The sequence below is a fragment of the Synechococcus sp. A10-1-5-9 genome, from assembly GCF_047716785.1.
Classification (GTDB): domain Bacteria; phylum Cyanobacteriota; class Cyanobacteriia; order PCC-6307; family Cyanobiaceae; genus Synechococcus_C.
The window spans coordinates 1,819,138-1,833,812 of sequence record NZ_CP180406.1; the positions used below are offsets into that span (position 1 = coordinate 1,819,138).

At 56.8% G+C, this 14,675-nt stretch carries 15 protein-coding genes and 1 tRNA gene; 7 read left to right on the forward strand and 9 right to left on the reverse strand.

What is annotated here, in order from left to right:
• The first annotated feature begins 17 nt into the window (after window positions 1–17).
• The 3 genes from arfB (at window position 18) to ACLM45_RS09865 (ending at window position 1,354) form a co-directional block, all read left to right on the forward strand.
• Window positions 18–452: an alternative ribosome rescue aminoacyl-tRNA hydrolase ArfB gene (gene arfB / locus ACLM45_RS09855; protein ID WP_415409076.1), complete on the forward strand. Its 435-nt coding sequence runs from the start codon at window positions 18–20 to the stop codon at window positions 450–452.
• A 294-nt stretch (window positions 453–746) separates the two neighbouring features.
• Window positions 747–905: a hypothetical protein gene (locus tag ACLM45_RS09860; RefSeq protein WP_415409077.1), complete on the forward strand. Its 159-nt coding sequence runs from the start codon at window positions 747–749 to the stop codon at window positions 903–905.
• On the forward strand, window positions 890–1,354 hold the full coding sequence (locus tag ACLM45_RS09865; RefSeq protein WP_415409079.1) for a dienelactone hydrolase family protein: 465 nt from the start codon (window positions 890–892) through the stop codon (window positions 1,352–1,354). Before ACLM45_RS09860 ends, ACLM45_RS09865 begins: the two co-directional genes overlap by 16 nt.
• Before the next feature lie 6 nt (window positions 1,355–1,360).
• Here the strand turns inward: ACLM45_RS09865 and mazG are convergent, their stop codons facing one another.
• Window positions 1,361–2,206 (reverse strand): nucleoside triphosphate pyrophosphohydrolase, encoded by an 846-nt coding sequence (gene mazG / locus ACLM45_RS09870; RefSeq protein WP_415411409.1) that lies wholly within the window; start codon window positions 2,204–2,206, stop codon window positions 1,361–1,363.
• A gap of 28 nt (window positions 2,207–2,234) precedes the next feature.
• Window positions 2,235–2,747 carry a metal-binding protein gene (locus ACLM45_RS09875; protein WP_415409080.1) on the reverse strand — a complete coding sequence of 171 codons (513 nt, stop codon included), beginning with the start codon at window positions 2,745–2,747 and terminating at the stop codon, window positions 2,235–2,237.
• A gap of 54 nt (window positions 2,748–2,801) precedes the next feature.
• On the opposite strand from ACLM45_RS09875, the gene ACLM45_RS09880 reads away from it, so the two are divergent.
• Window positions 2,802–2,873, forward strand: a tRNA-Val gene (locus tag ACLM45_RS09880).
• 1,705 nt (window positions 2,874–4,578) lie between these two features.
• Here ACLM45_RS09880 and ACLM45_RS09885 read toward each other — a convergent pair.
• The 4 genes from ACLM45_RS09885 to ACLM45_RS09900 form a co-directional block, all read right to left on the reverse strand.
• Entirely contained in the window at window positions 4,579–5,034 is a 456-nt protein-coding gene (locus ACLM45_RS09885; protein WP_415409081.1) for a hypothetical protein, read from the reverse strand.
• A 315-nt stretch (window positions 5,035–5,349) separates the two neighbouring features.
• Window positions 5,350–5,742: a Fur family transcriptional regulator gene (locus ACLM45_RS09890; RefSeq protein WP_006042804.1), complete on the reverse strand. Its 393-nt coding sequence runs from the start codon at window positions 5,740–5,742 to the stop codon at window positions 5,350–5,352.
• 11 nt (window positions 5,743–5,753) lie between these two features.
• The gene (locus tag ACLM45_RS09895; protein WP_415409082.1) at window positions 5,754–6,674 is read right to left on the reverse strand and encodes an oxidoreductase; all 921 of its coding nucleotides are present in this window, start codon (window positions 6,672–6,674) and stop codon (window positions 5,754–5,756) included.
• A 42-nt stretch (window positions 6,675–6,716) separates the two neighbouring features.
• Complete coding sequence (locus ACLM45_RS09900) at window positions 6,717–6,974, reverse strand: hypothetical protein (protein WP_006042806.1); 258 nt, start codon at window positions 6,972–6,974, stop codon at window positions 6,717–6,719.
• A gap of 67 nt (window positions 6,975–7,041) precedes the next feature.
• On the opposite strand from ACLM45_RS09900, the gene ACLM45_RS09905 reads away from it, so the two are divergent.
• Together ACLM45_RS09905 and ACLM45_RS09910 are read left to right on the forward strand one after the other, a co-directional pair.
• Complete coding sequence (locus ACLM45_RS09905) at window positions 7,042–7,500, forward strand: hypothetical protein (RefSeq protein ID WP_006042807.1); 459 nt, start codon at window positions 7,042–7,044, stop codon at window positions 7,498–7,500.
• A gap of 61 nt (window positions 7,501–7,561) precedes the next feature.
• Window positions 7,562–8,131, forward strand: coding sequence for a 2OG-Fe(II) oxygenase (locus ACLM45_RS09910; RefSeq protein WP_415411410.1), 570 nt, complete (start codon window positions 7,562–7,564; stop codon window positions 8,129–8,131).
• Here the strand turns inward: ACLM45_RS09910 and ACLM45_RS09915 are convergent.
• Both ACLM45_RS09915 and ACLM45_RS09920 read right to left on the reverse strand, forming a co-directional pair.
• Complete coding sequence (locus tag ACLM45_RS09915; RefSeq protein ID WP_415409084.1) at window positions 8,097–9,356, reverse strand: mechanosensitive ion channel family protein; 1,260 nt, start codon at window positions 9,354–9,356, stop codon at window positions 8,097–8,099. The genes ACLM45_RS09910 and ACLM45_RS09915 overlap by 35 nt on opposite strands.
• Window positions 9,353–10,681, reverse strand: coding sequence for an extracellular solute-binding protein (locus ACLM45_RS09920; protein WP_415409086.1), 1,329 nt, complete (start codon window positions 10,679–10,681; stop codon window positions 9,353–9,355). The genes ACLM45_RS09915 and ACLM45_RS09920 overlap by 4 nt, the downstream gene beginning before the upstream one ends.
• Here ACLM45_RS09920 and ACLM45_RS09925 point away from each other — a divergent pair.
• Entirely contained in the window at window positions 10,665–13,409 is a 2,745-nt protein-coding gene (locus ACLM45_RS09925; RefSeq protein WP_415409087.1) for a valine--tRNA ligase, read from the forward strand. The genes ACLM45_RS09920 and ACLM45_RS09925 overlap by 17 nt on opposite strands.
• Before the next feature lie 17 nt (window positions 13,410–13,426).
• On the opposite strand, the gene ACLM45_RS09930 is transcribed toward ACLM45_RS09925, so the two are convergent.
• Entirely contained in the window at window positions 13,427–14,674 is a 1,248-nt protein-coding gene (locus ACLM45_RS09930; protein ID WP_415409089.1) for a mechanosensitive ion channel family protein, read from the reverse strand.
• Window position 14,675: the final 1 nt, after the last annotated feature.

Sequence of the window (14,675 nt, forward strand, 5' to 3'; positions counted from 1 at the left end):
CAAGGAGGCGCGTTGTTTTGGTTCAGGAGCTGCGAATCAACGAACGCTTGGTGATTCCAGCTGCCGAGTTGCACTGGCGCTTCTCCCGCGCATCCGGCCCAGGAGGGCAGGGGGTGAACACCACCGACTCCAGGGTTGAGCTGCGGTTTGATGTGGAAGGCTCCCGGGTGCTGGGTCCTTTTCGCAAGGCGCGGTTGAAGGAGCAGCTGGCGTCGCGTCTGGAGGATGGCTGCCTCAGGGTTGTGGTCGCTGAGGAACGATCGCAGTGGCAAAACCGTCAGCGGGCGATGGCTCGTCTGGCGGATTGGTTGCGGGAAGGGCTGAAGCCACCCCCACCCCAGCGCCGCGCCACCCGTCCTGGGCGTGCAGCTGTAAAACGCAGGCTCGATGCCAAGGGCCGGCGCAGCGAGCTCAAGCGCCGCCGACAAACGCGTCCATCCACGGACGACTAAGTAATTCTACTGATGGATTGCTTGGTTATGACCTGGTTAAGGTGCAGATGGATAGAAGGTTTGGGTATGACGAATGCGAGCGATAGGCGACCGGTGGATAACCTCCTTGATCTGCTGCTGATCGAGGAGAGAGCAAAGAGCTGCTCCACACGAGCTCAAGCGCGATTGCTGATCAAAGAGGCCGGTCAGGTCAAGCGTGCTCTTTGGGGTTCCCAAGCTGAATCCGTCAACCCGCATTTCTGATGCCATCGGGCATCAATACGGCCTACTTTCCAGTTATTGGCCAGCCACAGTGTGCAGATCAGACGAGACACCATCGGCCTGACTGTGAATGGAAGCTTGATGCGTCTCTACGTCGCACAGCCCCAGCCTGAGGGTCGCTGGGCTGGTCTGCTGTTCTATCTCGATATCTTCAGCTTGGTGATCCGATCACGCGCTTGGCGGATCGCCTAGCGGGCTATGGCTACGTGGTGGCCGCTCCAGAGATCTTCCACCGCCGTGAATGGATCGGTGCGGTGATCAAGCCCGATGCCATGGGTCGGCTGCGGGGGAACAACAACGCCAGAAACACGCACACTGCAGCTCAGGCCACCGCCTGCATCTATCCCACTGGACTCCAGGATGGTGTGCAGTGCTCAGACCGAGCCGATTCCCTTCAGCGCGCGACAGAGATCCAGGGGGCCTTGCTCACGATCTTCGGAAGCCTCGACCCCCATGTGCCAGAGCCACCCCGCGAGTCGATCCTCGCCAAGCTGGCTGCAGTGCCTGGACTGCGGCAGAGAACCCGTCTTTACAAGGCGAATCACACCTTCATGCGTGATGACGGTGAACGCTGGGACCCCCAGTGTTCAGACCAGGCGTGGTGGGAAGTGATCGCCTTTCTCCAGAAGGAGCTGGGTTGAGTGTGATCAAGGCGACTGGGCGTTTTCAGCGCGGATTGCAGCTTTCGCTTGCTGCCACAGCTCCTCGAGCTCTTGAATGCTCCGGCCTTGCAGATCTCCTTTCAAAGCACTCTCAACTCGGGAGAAACGATCCAGGAAGCGGTGATTGGTTGCAGCCAGTCCTTCTTCGGGATCAAGGCCGCACCAGCGGGCCACATTCACCAGAGTGAACAGCACATCACCGAGCTCATCCTGGGCATGGCGGCGATCCCCCGAGGCGATGGCGTCCTTGAGCTCGTCGAGTTCCTCCTGCACCTTCCCCCACACGCCGTCCATGGCATCCCACTCGAAACCGGCCTTGGCGGCCTTGCGCGAGATGGTCATGGCAGCGGCCAGGGCCGGTTGCCCTCGCACTTTTCCGGCTAGTTGATCGCTCAGCGGGCTGGAGGATCGCTCCCCTCCCGTCAGTTCCGCCCGTTCCGCGGCCTTGATGGCCTCCCAGCTCAAACGCACGGCGTCACTGCTCTCCGCCGTGGCCTCGCCGAACACGTGGGGATGGCGGCGGATCAGTTTGTCGCTGATGGCTGTGGCGATTGCATTGAGATCGAAGCGGCCGTCTTCTTCACCGATCCGGGCGTGCAACACCACCTGCAGCAGCAGATCGCCCAGTTCCTCTTTCAGATGCCGGTCGTCGCCATGGCGAATTGCATCTGCCACCTCATGGGCTTCCTCCAGCACGTAGGGCACCAGGGAGGCATGGGTCTGCTCCAGGTCCCAGGGACATCCGTTCTCTGGATTCCGCAGGTGTGCCACCACGCGTTCGAGGCGGCGTAGGGGATCCTGATCACCAGGAACCGTGGCGTGCTGAGCCATGGAGCTGTCGGCGTCTGGCGCCACCCTCTCACCGACGCCGTCTGCGAGGCCAGCATCGGGGCCATTCAGCGGGCAGAGGATCACCATCAAGGATCAGATGCAGCCAAACACTGGTTTCCAGCCCAAGGAGAACAGCGAGTAGTGGACTGGGATGTTGGCGCACCCATTGAAGAACCACCGGAAGTCCCTGGCTGGGTGTGGGGTACAACCAGCCAGGGAGGGCGGTCAGTCCGAACCAGACCACCATCGCAATGGTCATCAACCAGGTCAGTCGCAGTCCTGTGCCGATCAAAGGTCCATGGGAGAACAGTGACCGATGCGGGATCAGCGTTCGGTATGGACGCCAGATCCAGCCCAGTGGTCCCCACCGCTTCAGGGCTCTCGAGCGGGTATCGAGATCGGGAGAGAGCCAGAGCCCTCCCCAGGCGAAGGCCGCGGCTGTGAGTACGCCCATCCCCAAGCCCAGCCAGAACCCCGAGAGCAGGCCAGCGGGCACACAGACCATCAGTGTGGCGCGGTCATGATCCCGACCCAAGGCCATCGCAGTCGTTCATCCGTGACCCAGCCTGCCGCGATCAGGCAGAATCTCAACATCGGGCGATTAGCTCAGCGGTAGAGCACCTCCCTTACAAGGAGATTGTCGCTGGTTCGATCCCAGCATCGCCCACTCCGAGATCAACTGCAGTCACTCCGTTTTGGGCGAACGCCAAAACTGGTTTTGTTGTTTTGCCCATTGTTTTCCGCTCAAAAAAAACGCGCAAAGGCTGGATGCTCAAAAAAACCTGAGACCTTCACTACGACTGAGATCGGTGCAGCAGTGGTGCCAGGAGGGCTGGGGCTTGAATCCGTGACACACGCATCAGTCAGGTTGTTTGTCCACCGGGAGGGGGACTTTCTTCTTTGTTTGGGAGTTATCCAAAGACCTTTAACACCAAGATGAGTTTGTGAGGGGCATCCTTGTCGTTCGCGAGAAATCCCCATGCAGCGCACTCCTGACAAGACCAGAGAGGCACTGCTCAAGCTGTTGTCGATTGTTGCTGGACCTGCATTGAATGAACAAAAGCCGAAGCTTCCGAGAGTTCTGCCCTGATCGATGCCCGCGCTCCACATGGACGGGCCTTACGCATGAAAGCGCATGAAAAACTTCAACACTTTGAAGCTCTGAAGATTCTTGAGAGTGTTCTTCCTGAAGCCTTTGGGTTGCGGTAGGCAATCAAAACTCTGCCATTTCTGACGGTGTGAAAGTTCTGTCGGGAGATGAATAGCGAGAACCACTCGCCCTGCTTGCCCTTGTCGGCTTCTTCTGCCGTGAGGATTGGCGTTTTTCAGTCCACCATCAGCGCAATGACAGCAGGTTTTCTTTTGCCCTTTGCTGAGGAGTACAAGAACGATCAGGAGAGATACTGAGGACCCTTCAGGGTTCGGCTGCCCGCAAGCAATAAAAAGGCGGCAGGTGATGCCACCTTCTAGAAGGTGCTAAGGAGTGGATTGGTGAGATCTTCTACCAGCATCACTCGGATACGTTTGATTCCTGATCTCACCGACTTAGAAAATCCAGAATAGGCACATTGGATTGCCTCGTTATGCGCTCTGAATGCTTCCAGAACTACTGCATCGAGGTGGTCGAATGAATTTCGCCATTCCATCAATCAACTTTGAGGTTGAGGATTCTATTCAACTACTGAATTGATCTTAAGTATAAAAGGAGCTGGAGGGAAAACCAGGCGTTTATTTTGTGACGACTAGAATTGCAGTTATAAAGTGTTTGTTTTTTTAAAAAGCAATTTTCATAGCACATTATGGACTGCCTGTGCAAGAGGGTGTAAAAAATTATACAGCAATTGAAATCGAGTTGCTGGTATAATTATTGATTATTCTAATCAAAACCAGACAGTTTACTTCGTGGAGAGTCTTTCGAGCATTCAATATGAAAACTTTGTTTTTGCTCGCAGGGGCATCTGGCAGTGGTAAAACAACTCTTCTTCGCAAATCATATTTGAATAGTTTGAGGATTTTTGGCGAAAAATACCACGAACTATTTTTGTTGACGAATCAAGACCGCAGTGGAAAGGAGTACAAAAAATATGAAGTTGCAAAAGGCAAGCATTCTTACTTCAAATCATATCACATACCCAGGCTGAGATTAGAGGAGTCTCTCCCGTCTTGCGTTCTCATTCATATAGATATTACTTTCGTCTTAAGGAAGCTCGTGATAACTCATTCTGAGAAAATGGATCCATGTCTTTTAAAGGACAATCCATTGTTTTCTGCTAGGAGGCGTGAGGATGACATTCTTAATAAAAAAAAGAATGATGTGCTTCTTAGAAATTACTTCAACGATTCTTTTTTTGGCAGATTCGATGATGTCGTTGTCAATACATTGTTTTGTGAATTTCGTCGTAATTGCCGGCAAATAATGAAAAGAAGTGATGAGATAATGGCCTTGGACCCCGACATTCGGGCTGCCAAAAAAGTTCATTCTGAGTGCTATAATTGCTGGCAGAGGAATCTTGATGTTCTTTCTGCAAGTCATTGCTTTTCATCGAGAGTTGTTGGTAGAGATACTCTTCTAGTTGACGGATCTCCTGTAACGAAATCTTACTCAGAAATGCGATAAATTTCCTGCCGATTGCCAGTATTTTTGTTGCTGTCTTGTGAGAAGTATGCAAAATCCCTGCGAGTTCTCCTCGTTGAACGTTGTCTCGAGCACTCGCAAGCCTCTCCATCGCCATTGTGATCTCGGTAAGTAAATCTCTGATTGAGCACGATCTGCGCCCTACTCCAGAAGCCGATCTCGCTGCAGCGATACCTTTCACTTCTGGAGCCATCGCTGCCCCAAAATGACTGTGATGGCAGTGCTGTTTTACTACGTGATGCTTTTGTTGCAGATCCGACGGCTGCTCCCTTCTTGCTGTCAGGAATGACGACGAGGGATGCCTCATGTCGCGTGATTGTTCCTTAAAGGTTAATCAGTGGCCCTGCGGTTTTGGCGACGCGGCCTGTTTGTGCACACTTCTGAGCACAGTTTTTCAAGTTTCCCCGAGACTTGTTGCAGTGAAGTAAAAGTTAAGCTCCCTTACAAGGAGATTGTCGCCGGTTCGATCCCAACATCGCCTACTTCAATTCAGGGTTTGGCTGTGTGTTCAGCGCCGATCTCGGCAGCTGTGACAGAGGCCGAAAAATTCCAAGGTGTGGAAGATCACATCGAAATCCTTCGCTTCTGGGGCCTCCACGTGCAGACCATGGATCGGGCAGTGTTCAAGACGTTCCGTCTTGCCGCAGTCCACACAGGTGAGGTGATGTTGGTCACGCTCCACTGGCGCATAGAGGGCTTCACCCGTGGGCAGATGACGACAGCGTACTTTCCCTTGCCGCTGCAGTTGGCGCAGGTTCCTGTACACCGTGGCCAGTCCCATCGCTCCAGGTTTGTCCTGGAGGCAGCGATAAAGCTGCTGGCCTGTCATTTCCTGTTCGGAGCGTTGCAGTGCCTCTAGCAGTTTCAGCTGGCGATCACGGCCAGCATTTCCACGTTCCATCCTCGTTGTGTTCACACTGCAGCGCTGTGATGCTCAGTCAGTGATTCACTCACTGTCCAGAGGCGCTGCCTCTGGTGTTGATCCTTGGCGGCACGGGCCACCGGCTGTTGTTTGGGGGCACCGCGCATTCCGCCCAGCTGACCGGGGCCGTAGTGCTCACCGCCTCCGGCAGCGCTTGCCGTGGCGGCATAGAGCTGGGGCAGGGCTCCTTGAGCAGCGCTCTGGAAGAGAGGATCCATCAGTCGATAGGCCAGGGCTTCCTGCCAGGCTCCTGTAGCGGCTACCGACACCGGTTGCAGGTTGGTGCGAGCCAGTCCTGGGTGGGCTGCGAGGGATCGCACCGCACTTCCGGAGGCCTGCAGCCGCTGATTCAGTTCCAAGGAGAACATCACATTCGCGAGCTTGCTCTGGGAATAGGCCTTCCAGCGGTCGTAGCGCTGCTCTCCCTGGAGGTCGTCCCAGGCCATCGCTCCGAAATATTGGGCACCGGAGGTCACCGTGACAACCCGCGCCTGCGGGCGGTTGTTCATCAAGGGCAGCAGAGCTTGAGTTAGGGCGAAGTGACCCAGGTGATTCACCGCGAACTGCATTTCATGGCCCTGCTGGCTGAGCATGCGTGGAGGAGCCATCAGCCCGGCGTTGTTGATCAGAAGGTCCAGACGTCCATAACGGTCCGCCACGTCCCTCGCGCAACGCGCCACGCTGGTCAGATCCGAGAGATCCAGCTCAAAAAGATCCAACCCTGAACCGCCTGCCTCGAGCAGCAGGGCACGGGCTGCTTCACCCTTGCGAGCGCTGCGGCAGCCCATCAGCACGGTGCAGCCACGGCCGATTAGTGCCCGCGTGGTTTCCAACCCAAGGCCGCTGTTCGCTCCTGTGACCAGGGCGACCCGACCTTGCTGATCAGGCATGTCTTCGATGGTCCAACCCATGGAGTGGGAAAGTCAGCGTTGGGTTCAGTCTCGCTGGTTGGATCAGTCCTCGGGGAACAGCAGCCCTGCCAGTTCGTCCGCATCCACGTCGTAGACCCTTGCCAAAGAGGTTTCGATGGCACTGGTCACTTCACCGGGAAGAAAGCGCATCGCGTTCAGGGCATCTTCGGTGATCTCGTCCGTGAGGAGGGTGTCCTCGCTGTCCAGTTTTTCGTCGTTGATCACCGCCATCACCCAGCTCTGATAGGCGTACACCAGATCCGAGAATTCGAGTTCGGGATCGTTGAGATCCAGGGTCATTGTCAGGCTCAGCGCGCTGCACCAGTCTGACCTCCGGGGAGGAGGATGTCTTCAGCTGAGCATCAGGATGGGTTTACCGGATTCCGAACAGCTCCAGGGCACCCTGGTGGATTTCGCCTTTGGTGAGCTGATTCGACAGAACCGCGAGAGTTTTCAACCGCTTTGGACGGTGGACAGCTGGGCCAAACTGATGATCTGGCTGGCTTTGAACTGCGGTCTGTCAGGTGACACCGAAAGCCTGGAGCATTTCGCCGTTGCTCTTGGCGAACGGATCACATCGCGGTTGCGGCGCACGTTTTTTGAACGGGAGCTGCCTGATCTTGAGCTTCAGGTTCTCGCGGATCCGGCTGAGCAGCAGGTGTTGCTTCTGTCCCAGGATCCGGGTGATCCCTCGGTTCTGGCCCCCGATCGCCTCCAGAGGGCACTCGAGAGAGTCTCTCTGATCCAAAAGGTGGTGCAGGATCAGGGGCGATGGCAGCAGCTGGAGGGGGTGGTGGCCATTCCCTGGGAGGACGACTGTGATTGAGCAGGCCCCCTTAATCGCTTCTTACCGCAATGCCGGCTTCGAGGCTGTCGCTGATGCCGTGATGGCCTTCTTTGATCGTCGTACGGACCTCCAACGACCAGGCATTGCCTTCGGCTCTGACGGCGATGCGGAACCCGCGAAGGTGAGCACAGACATCAGCCTCGTGGCCATCGATCGCACCGATGCGGAGGCCTTTGCCCTTGCAGAGGTGATTCTGCGTGGGGTCAGTGCCGCGCTTGTCCGCTACTTGGACGAACGGCCCCTCTTTCGGCAGGTGTGTCCGGATCAGGAGTTGTTCGTGATGCCCATCTTCAATCTGCAGCGTTATGCCCCTGGGGAGGGTTTCCGGCAGTGGCATTGCGACTGGACGATCAGCGATGAGGCCACCGAACCGGTGCACCGTGTTCTCGCCTGGATTCTTTATTGCGACACCGTGCCTGAGGCTGGTACCGAGTTTCATTGGCAGCACCATCACGAAGCCGCCGAGCGGGGCAAGTTGATTCTTTTCCCGGCTGGTCCCAGTCACATTCACCGGGGCCGTATCACCAAGACCCACAGCAAAACAATTGCAACGGGGTGGATCAATGCCGGGGCTTCTAAGGCCTTTCTCGCCCGTCTGTCTCGCTCATGAGCTGTCGATTCTTTTGAATCGTGTTCACCTGCTGCGGGAAAGGAATTTCGATACCTTCACGTTTGAACGCCGTCCAGATCGCCTGATTCACTTCGCTCACGATGGTGATGTTGGTCATGGGATCGGCGATCCAGTAGCGCAGCGAGTATTCGATTGCCGATGCTCCATACGTCATCTGCAGGGCTCTGGGGGCGGGATTCTTCAACACCTTGGGAACATTCAGGGCAGTTTCCTCCAGCAGCTGCAACACCTGGCGTGGATCGTGCCGATAGGCGGCATGAATGCGAATCTCGCTCCGGCGTAGGCGGTCAGTGGCGGTGTAACTGGTGGCCTGAGCCGTGAAGAACATCTGATTGGGAATCAGGAGTTCCGCGTTGTCGCGATCGCGCCACAGCAGGGTGGCTCTGAGGCCAAGCTTTCGGACCTCACAGGGGTCGTTATCGACCATCAGCACTTCGCCTGGACGGACGGATCCTTCAAACAGGAGCCAGATGCCACTGATGAAGTTGGAAAAGACTTCCTTGATCCCGAAGCCCAGGCCGACGGAGAGTCCTCCAGCGATCGCTACCAGGGCGGTTCCATTCAGGCCGATGTGAAATCCCACAGCCGTGACTCCTATACCAACGACCACGTAGCGGATGATCAGTTCAATAGCCTTACGACTTCCCTCGGAATAGCCGAGTATTTTTTGCATCAACCAGGAAACACCAGCCGTGGGGGGACCTGTGCCCACGAGCAACAGATAGCTCACGAGTAGGGATGTGAACAATTTGCCCAATGTGAGCGAAACGCCGAACACCTGGCCGAGTTCAATCACCGATAGATCTTTAATGCTGTCAAGCCGATTGATGAACATCAGCACCACGGTGGTGAGGTACAGAGGCTTGACCAGTCGACTCTGTAGTTCATGCACCCTCGGTGCAGGCATCAGTTGCTGGAGTAGACCATCCATCAAGCTCAGAAAGTTCCACCCAAGCCAGCTCAAACCCAGGTAGCTCAGCAGCCCTGCATCCCAGCCCAGGCTCTTCGCCAAGGCACTGATCAGCCCCAGTCCAGCTGGGGCGATCAGGAGGCTCAGAGGCTTGGGAATCGTCTTCAGCCTGGGGTGTTGTCGCAGAAAGCGCCAGGCCATCACCAGCGCAATAATCAGCAGCAGTTGAAACACGATCGAGGCGCGCTGCAGATAACCCAGCCAACCGATGATTTCCCAGAACAGCTGATTCATGACTCCTGGCTCAGAATCGAAATGAGTTCATCGGTAGTGGTTTGAGGTTGGCTGACGCCAAACACGAGCGGAATCAGAAGATTTGTCATCGTCTCGGTGGTCGGTCCGTCTCCCTCGATGGCGGTTAGGTTGTCTCCCTGGATCTGTGAATCTTTCAGGGCCAACTCCAAAGCGGCTAGGTTTTTTGAACTTTTCGTGGCAATCATCACGTCAGGATTCACGGGCACGAATGACGTTGACAACAGCGAAAGATTTCTCTGTAAAAGTGGATTTGTGACGTAATCACTCAGGGCGATTGCGATTGAGCGTTGGTGTGCACTTGAGTCTTTGCCTAAGGCCAGAACACGAAGCAAATTCATGGGTGCTGCCGATCCGTTGGGTCCACTCGGCAACGGAGCAATGCCGAGGTCGTCGCCGAGTCGGTCTTTCAGACGAAAGAGCATGTCTGAGGTGCAGCTGATCCAATCCAGTTCTCGATTGCCAAGCAGTGTGGTCAGCTGACCTTGGTTTTCAAAAAAGGTGAGATTCCGTTGATTGCTGGCTTGTTGCAACCAGGTCAGCCAGCCGGTGATGCGATCGCGTTGGTCGGCTGATAGGGATTGGTTGCGGGCTGCAGCAGCGAGTGCTGGTAGAGCATTGAGACTCCCTGCCGTCCACAACACCTCATTCATGGCAACGGAAAGGCCTACGCGAGCGCCTGCAGCACCAACCTGAAGCAGTTCGTTCAAAGTCTGCGGTGGCGCTGCGATGGCCTGGGTGTTGAAGCAGGCGATCTGGGGATACAGCACCAAGGGCTGCCCTGCCAGTCGTCCATCTTGAAGGCGCACGTGTTTGAGAATGCCGGAGTCTGTCTGTTTGCTGCTGCGTTCGGTTTGTGGCAAGGGATCCGTGAGCCCCTCGCGAAGGAGTGCTTTCGCTTGCTGTGCATCAGTTAGGACTAGATCCGGTCCAAGATCTGCCTTACTGCGACTGCGCAGCTCAGCCATCAGCATCGAGCGCCGGTAAAGAGCCAGCTGCACCTGAACATTTGGGTACAGCTTCTGAAAATTGGAGATGATCAGATCGACCCGCTGTTTCGCGTCTTTCTGCGTGTCACTGCTGATGCGGTCGTCTTTGCCGATCACCATCGCCACGTACAGCATCACAGGCGTTGCCGTTGATAACGCGCTGCAACCACTCAGGGCCAGGGCAACAAGAAGCAGTCCTGCTGTGATCCGCAGGTTCACGATCAAGGGTCGAGATGCTGGCGCCATTCTGAGTTGGCCGTTCTCTTCTTTGCGAGCATGGCCCACGCATTGCACCGTTTCCGTGCCCGAACTGGCCAAGACCTACGACCCGGTTGGTACGGAAGCGCGTTGGCAACAGGCCTGGGACGACCAGGGAGCCTTCCATCCGGACCCCAAAGCGCCTGGTGAACCGTTTTCGGTGGTGATCCCGCCACCGAACGTCACCGGCAGCCTGCACATGGGCCATGCCTTCAACACAGCACTGATTGACACGATCGTGCGTTACCAGCGTTTGGCTGGAAAAAACGTGCTCTGCCTGCCTGGCACCGACCACGCCTCGATCGCGGTGCAGACGATCCTCGAGAAGCAGTTGAAAGAGGAGGGCAAGACCCGCCACGACCTCGGCCGCGACGCCTTCCTGGAGAGGGCCTGGCAGTGGAAGGCCGAAAGCGGTGGCCGCATCGTGGGCCAGCTGCGGCGCTTGGGCTACTCCGTTGATTGGAAGCGCCAGCGCTTCACGCTGGATGAAGGCCTGAGCGAGGCGGTGAAGGAGGCCTTCGTGCGCCTGCACGAGCAGGGCCTGATCTACCGCGGTGAATACCTGGTGAACTGGTGCCCCGCCTCCGGTTCGGCGGTGAGCGACCTGGAGGTGGAGATGAAGGAGGTGGACGGGCATCTCTGGCATTTCCGCTATCCGCTCAGCAGCGGCGACGGCCATCTGGAGGTAGCCACCACCCGGCCCGAAACGATGCTGGGTGATACGGCGGTGGCGGTGAATCCCACCGATGAGCGCTATGCCCACCTGGTGGGTCAGACCCTCACGCTGCCGTTTGTGGGTCGTGAGATTCCGATCGTGGCCGACGACCACGTGGAGAAAGACTTCGGCACCGGTTGCGTCAAGGTGACGCCCGCTCACGACCCCAATGATTTCGCCATCGGCCAGCGCCATGGTCTGCCCCAGATCACGGTGATGCGCAAAAACGGCACGATGAACAGTGAGGCCGGTCAGTTCGAGGGGCTCGATCGCTTTGAGGCCCGCAAGGCCGTGGTGGTCGGCTTGGAGGAGCTGGGTCTGCTGGTGAAGGTGGAGGACTACCGCCACAGCGTTCCCTATTCCGATCGCGGCAAGGTGCCGGTTGAGCCGCTGCTCTCCACCCAGTGGTTCGTCAAAACCGAGCCCCTAGCGGCCCGCTGCCGCGAAGCACTGGAGAAGCAAGATCCACGCTTCATCCCCGAGCGCTGGGAGAAGGTCTACCGCGATTGGCTCACCGACATTCGCGACTGGTGCATCAGCCGCCAGCTCTGGTGGGGCCATCGCATCCCCGCCTGGTTCGTGATCAGCGAGACCGGCGGTCATTACACCGATACCACGCCCTATGTGGTGGCCCGCAACGAAGCCGAAGCCCTGGAGAAAGCCAAGGCGGAGTACGGCGCTGCGGCGGAGATCGAGCAGGACGAAGACGTGCTCGATACCTGGTTCTCCAGTGGCCTCTGGCCCTTCTCCACCCTGGGTTGGCCCGATGCCGATAGCGCTGACCTGCAGCGCTGGTACCCCACCAGCACCCTGGTGACGGGCTTCGACATCATCTTTTTCTGGGTGGCCCGGATGACGATGATGGCCGGCGCCTTCACCGGCGAGATGCCCTTCCAGGACGTCTACATCCACGGCCTGGTGCGGGACGAGCAGAACCGCAAGATGAGCAAAAGCGCCGGCAATGGCATCGATCCGCTGCTGCTGATCGACCGTTACGGCACCGATGCCCTGCGTTTCGCCCTGGTGCGGGAGGTGGCGGGTGCGGGTCAGGACATCCGCCTGGACTACGACCGCAAGACAGACACCTCCGCCACGGTGGAGGCCTCGCGCAACTTCGCTAACAAGCTCTGGAATGCCACCCGCTTCGCCCTGATGAACCTGGGCGGCGAGACGCCGGCCCAACTCGGTGAGCCCGTCCCTGAGGCCCTGCAGTTGGCGGACCGTTGGATCCTCTCGCGTCTAGCCAGGGTGAACCGGGAGACGGCCGAGCGCTACAGCAGCTATGGCCTAGGTGAAGCGGCCAAGGGCCTCTACGAGTTCGCCTGGAACGACGTTTGCGACTGGTATCTGGAGCTGAGCAAGCGCCGGCTCAATCCCGGTGAGAACCCCTCAGCCGAGGCCCTGGCTGATCAACGGGTGGCCAAGCAGGTGCTGGCCAAGGTGATCAGCCAGATGCACCTGATGCTGCATCCGCTGATGCCCCACCTCACCGAGGAGCTCTGGCACAGCGTCACCGGCGAACCGGAGACCAGTTTCCTGGCCCTGCAGTCCTGGCCGGCTCGGGATGAGAGCGCTCTGGATGATGCCTTGGAAGCGTCCTTCGCGGAGCTGATCGGTGCGATCCGCTTGGTGCGCAACCTGCGGGCGGTGGCGGGCCTCAAGCCCTCCCAATCGGTGCCGGTGCGCTTCGTCACCGGCCGCGGCGAGCTGGCGGCTGTGCTCACCAAGGGTACGGCCGACATCACGGCGTTGACCCGGGCGGAGTCGGTGGCGGTGATGACGCCGGCGGAAGCTGATGCGGCTCCAGTGGCCAAGGCCCTGGCGGGGGTGAGCGGTGAGCTGCAGGTGCTGTTGCCGATCGAAGGGCTTGTGGATCTCGATGCGCTCAAGGGCCGCCTGGAAAAAGACATCGCCAAGGCCGAGAAGGAGATCAAGGGACTGGCAGGCCGGTTGGGCAACCCCAACTTCGCTGGCAAGGCCCCGCCAGAGGTGGTGGCGGAATGCCAGGCCAACCTGGATGAGAAGCAGGCCCAGGCCGATCTGGCCCGCAAGCGTCTGGCCGACCTCAGCTGATCTCGACCTGGCCTTTGTCAGCCAAGTGTTTTCTTGTCCTTGGGAGGCCATTCCATGGGGTACACCTGGCGCTGGGGAAAGGGAATGGTGATGTCGTTCTCTTCGAAGGCAGTCCAGATCTGCTGACGCAGTTCACTGCTGACTGTCAAAGCATCAAGTGGATTGCGAACAGAGAATTTGAGTATGTAGGTGATTGATGAGTCGGCAAAATCGATCGTGAATGCTTTCGGCATCGGCTTTTTGAGAACCCGGTCGTGAGATTGTGCAATCTCCTCCAGCAAACCAATGATGAGTTGGGGATCATGGTGGTAAGCGGCTCCAATTTCAATTGTTTCTCGTCTGTTATTTTCTCCTACGGTGAATGATTCCGCTTTCGCTTGAAAAAGGATTTGATTGGGAATCAGCAGTTCCGCGTCATCACGCTGTCTGCTTAGGTAGATGACCCTTAAGCCAAGCTTCTTCACCAAACAAGGTTCATTGTCGATCATTAGAACTTCGCCAGGTTTGATAGAACCCTCAAGTAAGAGCCAGATTCCAGTAACAAAGTTCAAGACTGGTTGTTGTAGCCCGAGTCCCAGGCCAATGCTTAATGAGCCGAAGATAACGAGCAGAGTGCTGCTGTCAAAATTTGCCCATAATGCAAGCGCTACCAGGCCACAGGCAATGATCAAATACTGGAAAAGAGGTTGAAGTAGTTTGCGTGTCCGATCATCGTATTTGAGAATTAGTTGAATCACATAGGCTGTAAGTGCTGCAAAAGTTTGACTCGTTGCTAAGATTAAGTACAATCCAATGACAAGTAAAAAGGTGTTGCCGATGGCGAACTCAGTGTTTGAAAAATTGCCTATTCCAACAATGCTTATGGCCGACAGGCTGCTGAGTCTTGCAATAAAATAAGTAATCGCCCAGACCAATATTGCGGGCTTCGCGATTTTGCTGAGTAACGCTGCAAGTTGATTTTTGCGGTTATTGATTTTTAGTTTTGATTCAATCCAGCTGACAGTATTAAAGAGTGCCCAGAAGAGTCCCACTTGAAGAATAATGCCAGATGGGATTGGCACGATCCCAAGAAGCAGTCCCGTGCCCACTAGGGTTAGAGGGCCAGCAAGATTGGCAAGTGGTTGACTGTTGTTGAAGAGTGTCGTCGTCCGGCGGGTGAATGCAACTGAAATCGCAACAACAAGGATAAAAGCGATCTGCCAGCTCACGCTCCACCTGTCCAAGTAGCCCAGCCAACCCACGATCTCTGTCTTTAGTGCCTCCATG

Bases quoted from the DNA above. Each gene is read 5' to 3' on its own strand.
- mazG (WP_415411409.1), bottom strand. From the start codon at position 2,206: ATGGCTCAGCACGCCACGGTTCCTGGTGATCAGGATCCCCTACGCCGC.
- ACLM45_RS09875 (WP_415409080.1), bottom strand. From the start codon at position 2,747: ATGGCCTTGGGTCGGGATCATGACCGCGCCACACTGATGGTCTGTGTG.
- ACLM45_RS09885 (WP_415409081.1), bottom strand. From the start codon at position 5,034: ATGGCTCCAGAAGTGAAAGGTATCGCTGCAGCGAGATCGGCTTCTGGA.
- ACLM45_RS09890 (WP_006042804.1), bottom strand. From the start codon at position 5,742: ATGGAACGTGGAAATGCTGGCCGTGATCGCCAGCTGAAACTGCTAGAG.
- ACLM45_RS09895 (WP_415409082.1), bottom strand. From the start codon at position 6,674: ATGGGTTGGACCATCGAAGACATGCCTGATCAGCAAGGTCGGGTCGCC.
- ACLM45_RS09900 (WP_006042806.1), bottom strand. From the start codon at position 6,974: ATGACCCTGGATCTCAACGATCCCGAACTCGAATTCTCGGATCTGGTG.
- ACLM45_RS09905 (WP_006042807.1), top strand. From the start codon at position 7,042: ATGGGTTTACCGGATTCCGAACAGCTCCAGGGCACCCTGGTGGATTTC.
- ACLM45_RS09910 (WP_415411410.1), top strand. From the start codon at position 7,562: ATGGCCTTCTTTGATCGTCGTACGGACCTCCAACGACCAGGCATTGCC.
- ACLM45_RS09915 (WP_415409084.1), bottom strand. From the start codon at position 9,356: ATGAATCAGCTGTTCTGGGAAATCATCGGTTGGCTGGGTTATCTGCAG.
- ACLM45_RS09930 (WP_415409089.1), bottom strand. From the start codon at position 14,674: ATGGAGGCACTAAAGACAGAGATCGTGGGTTGGCTGGGCTACTTGGAC.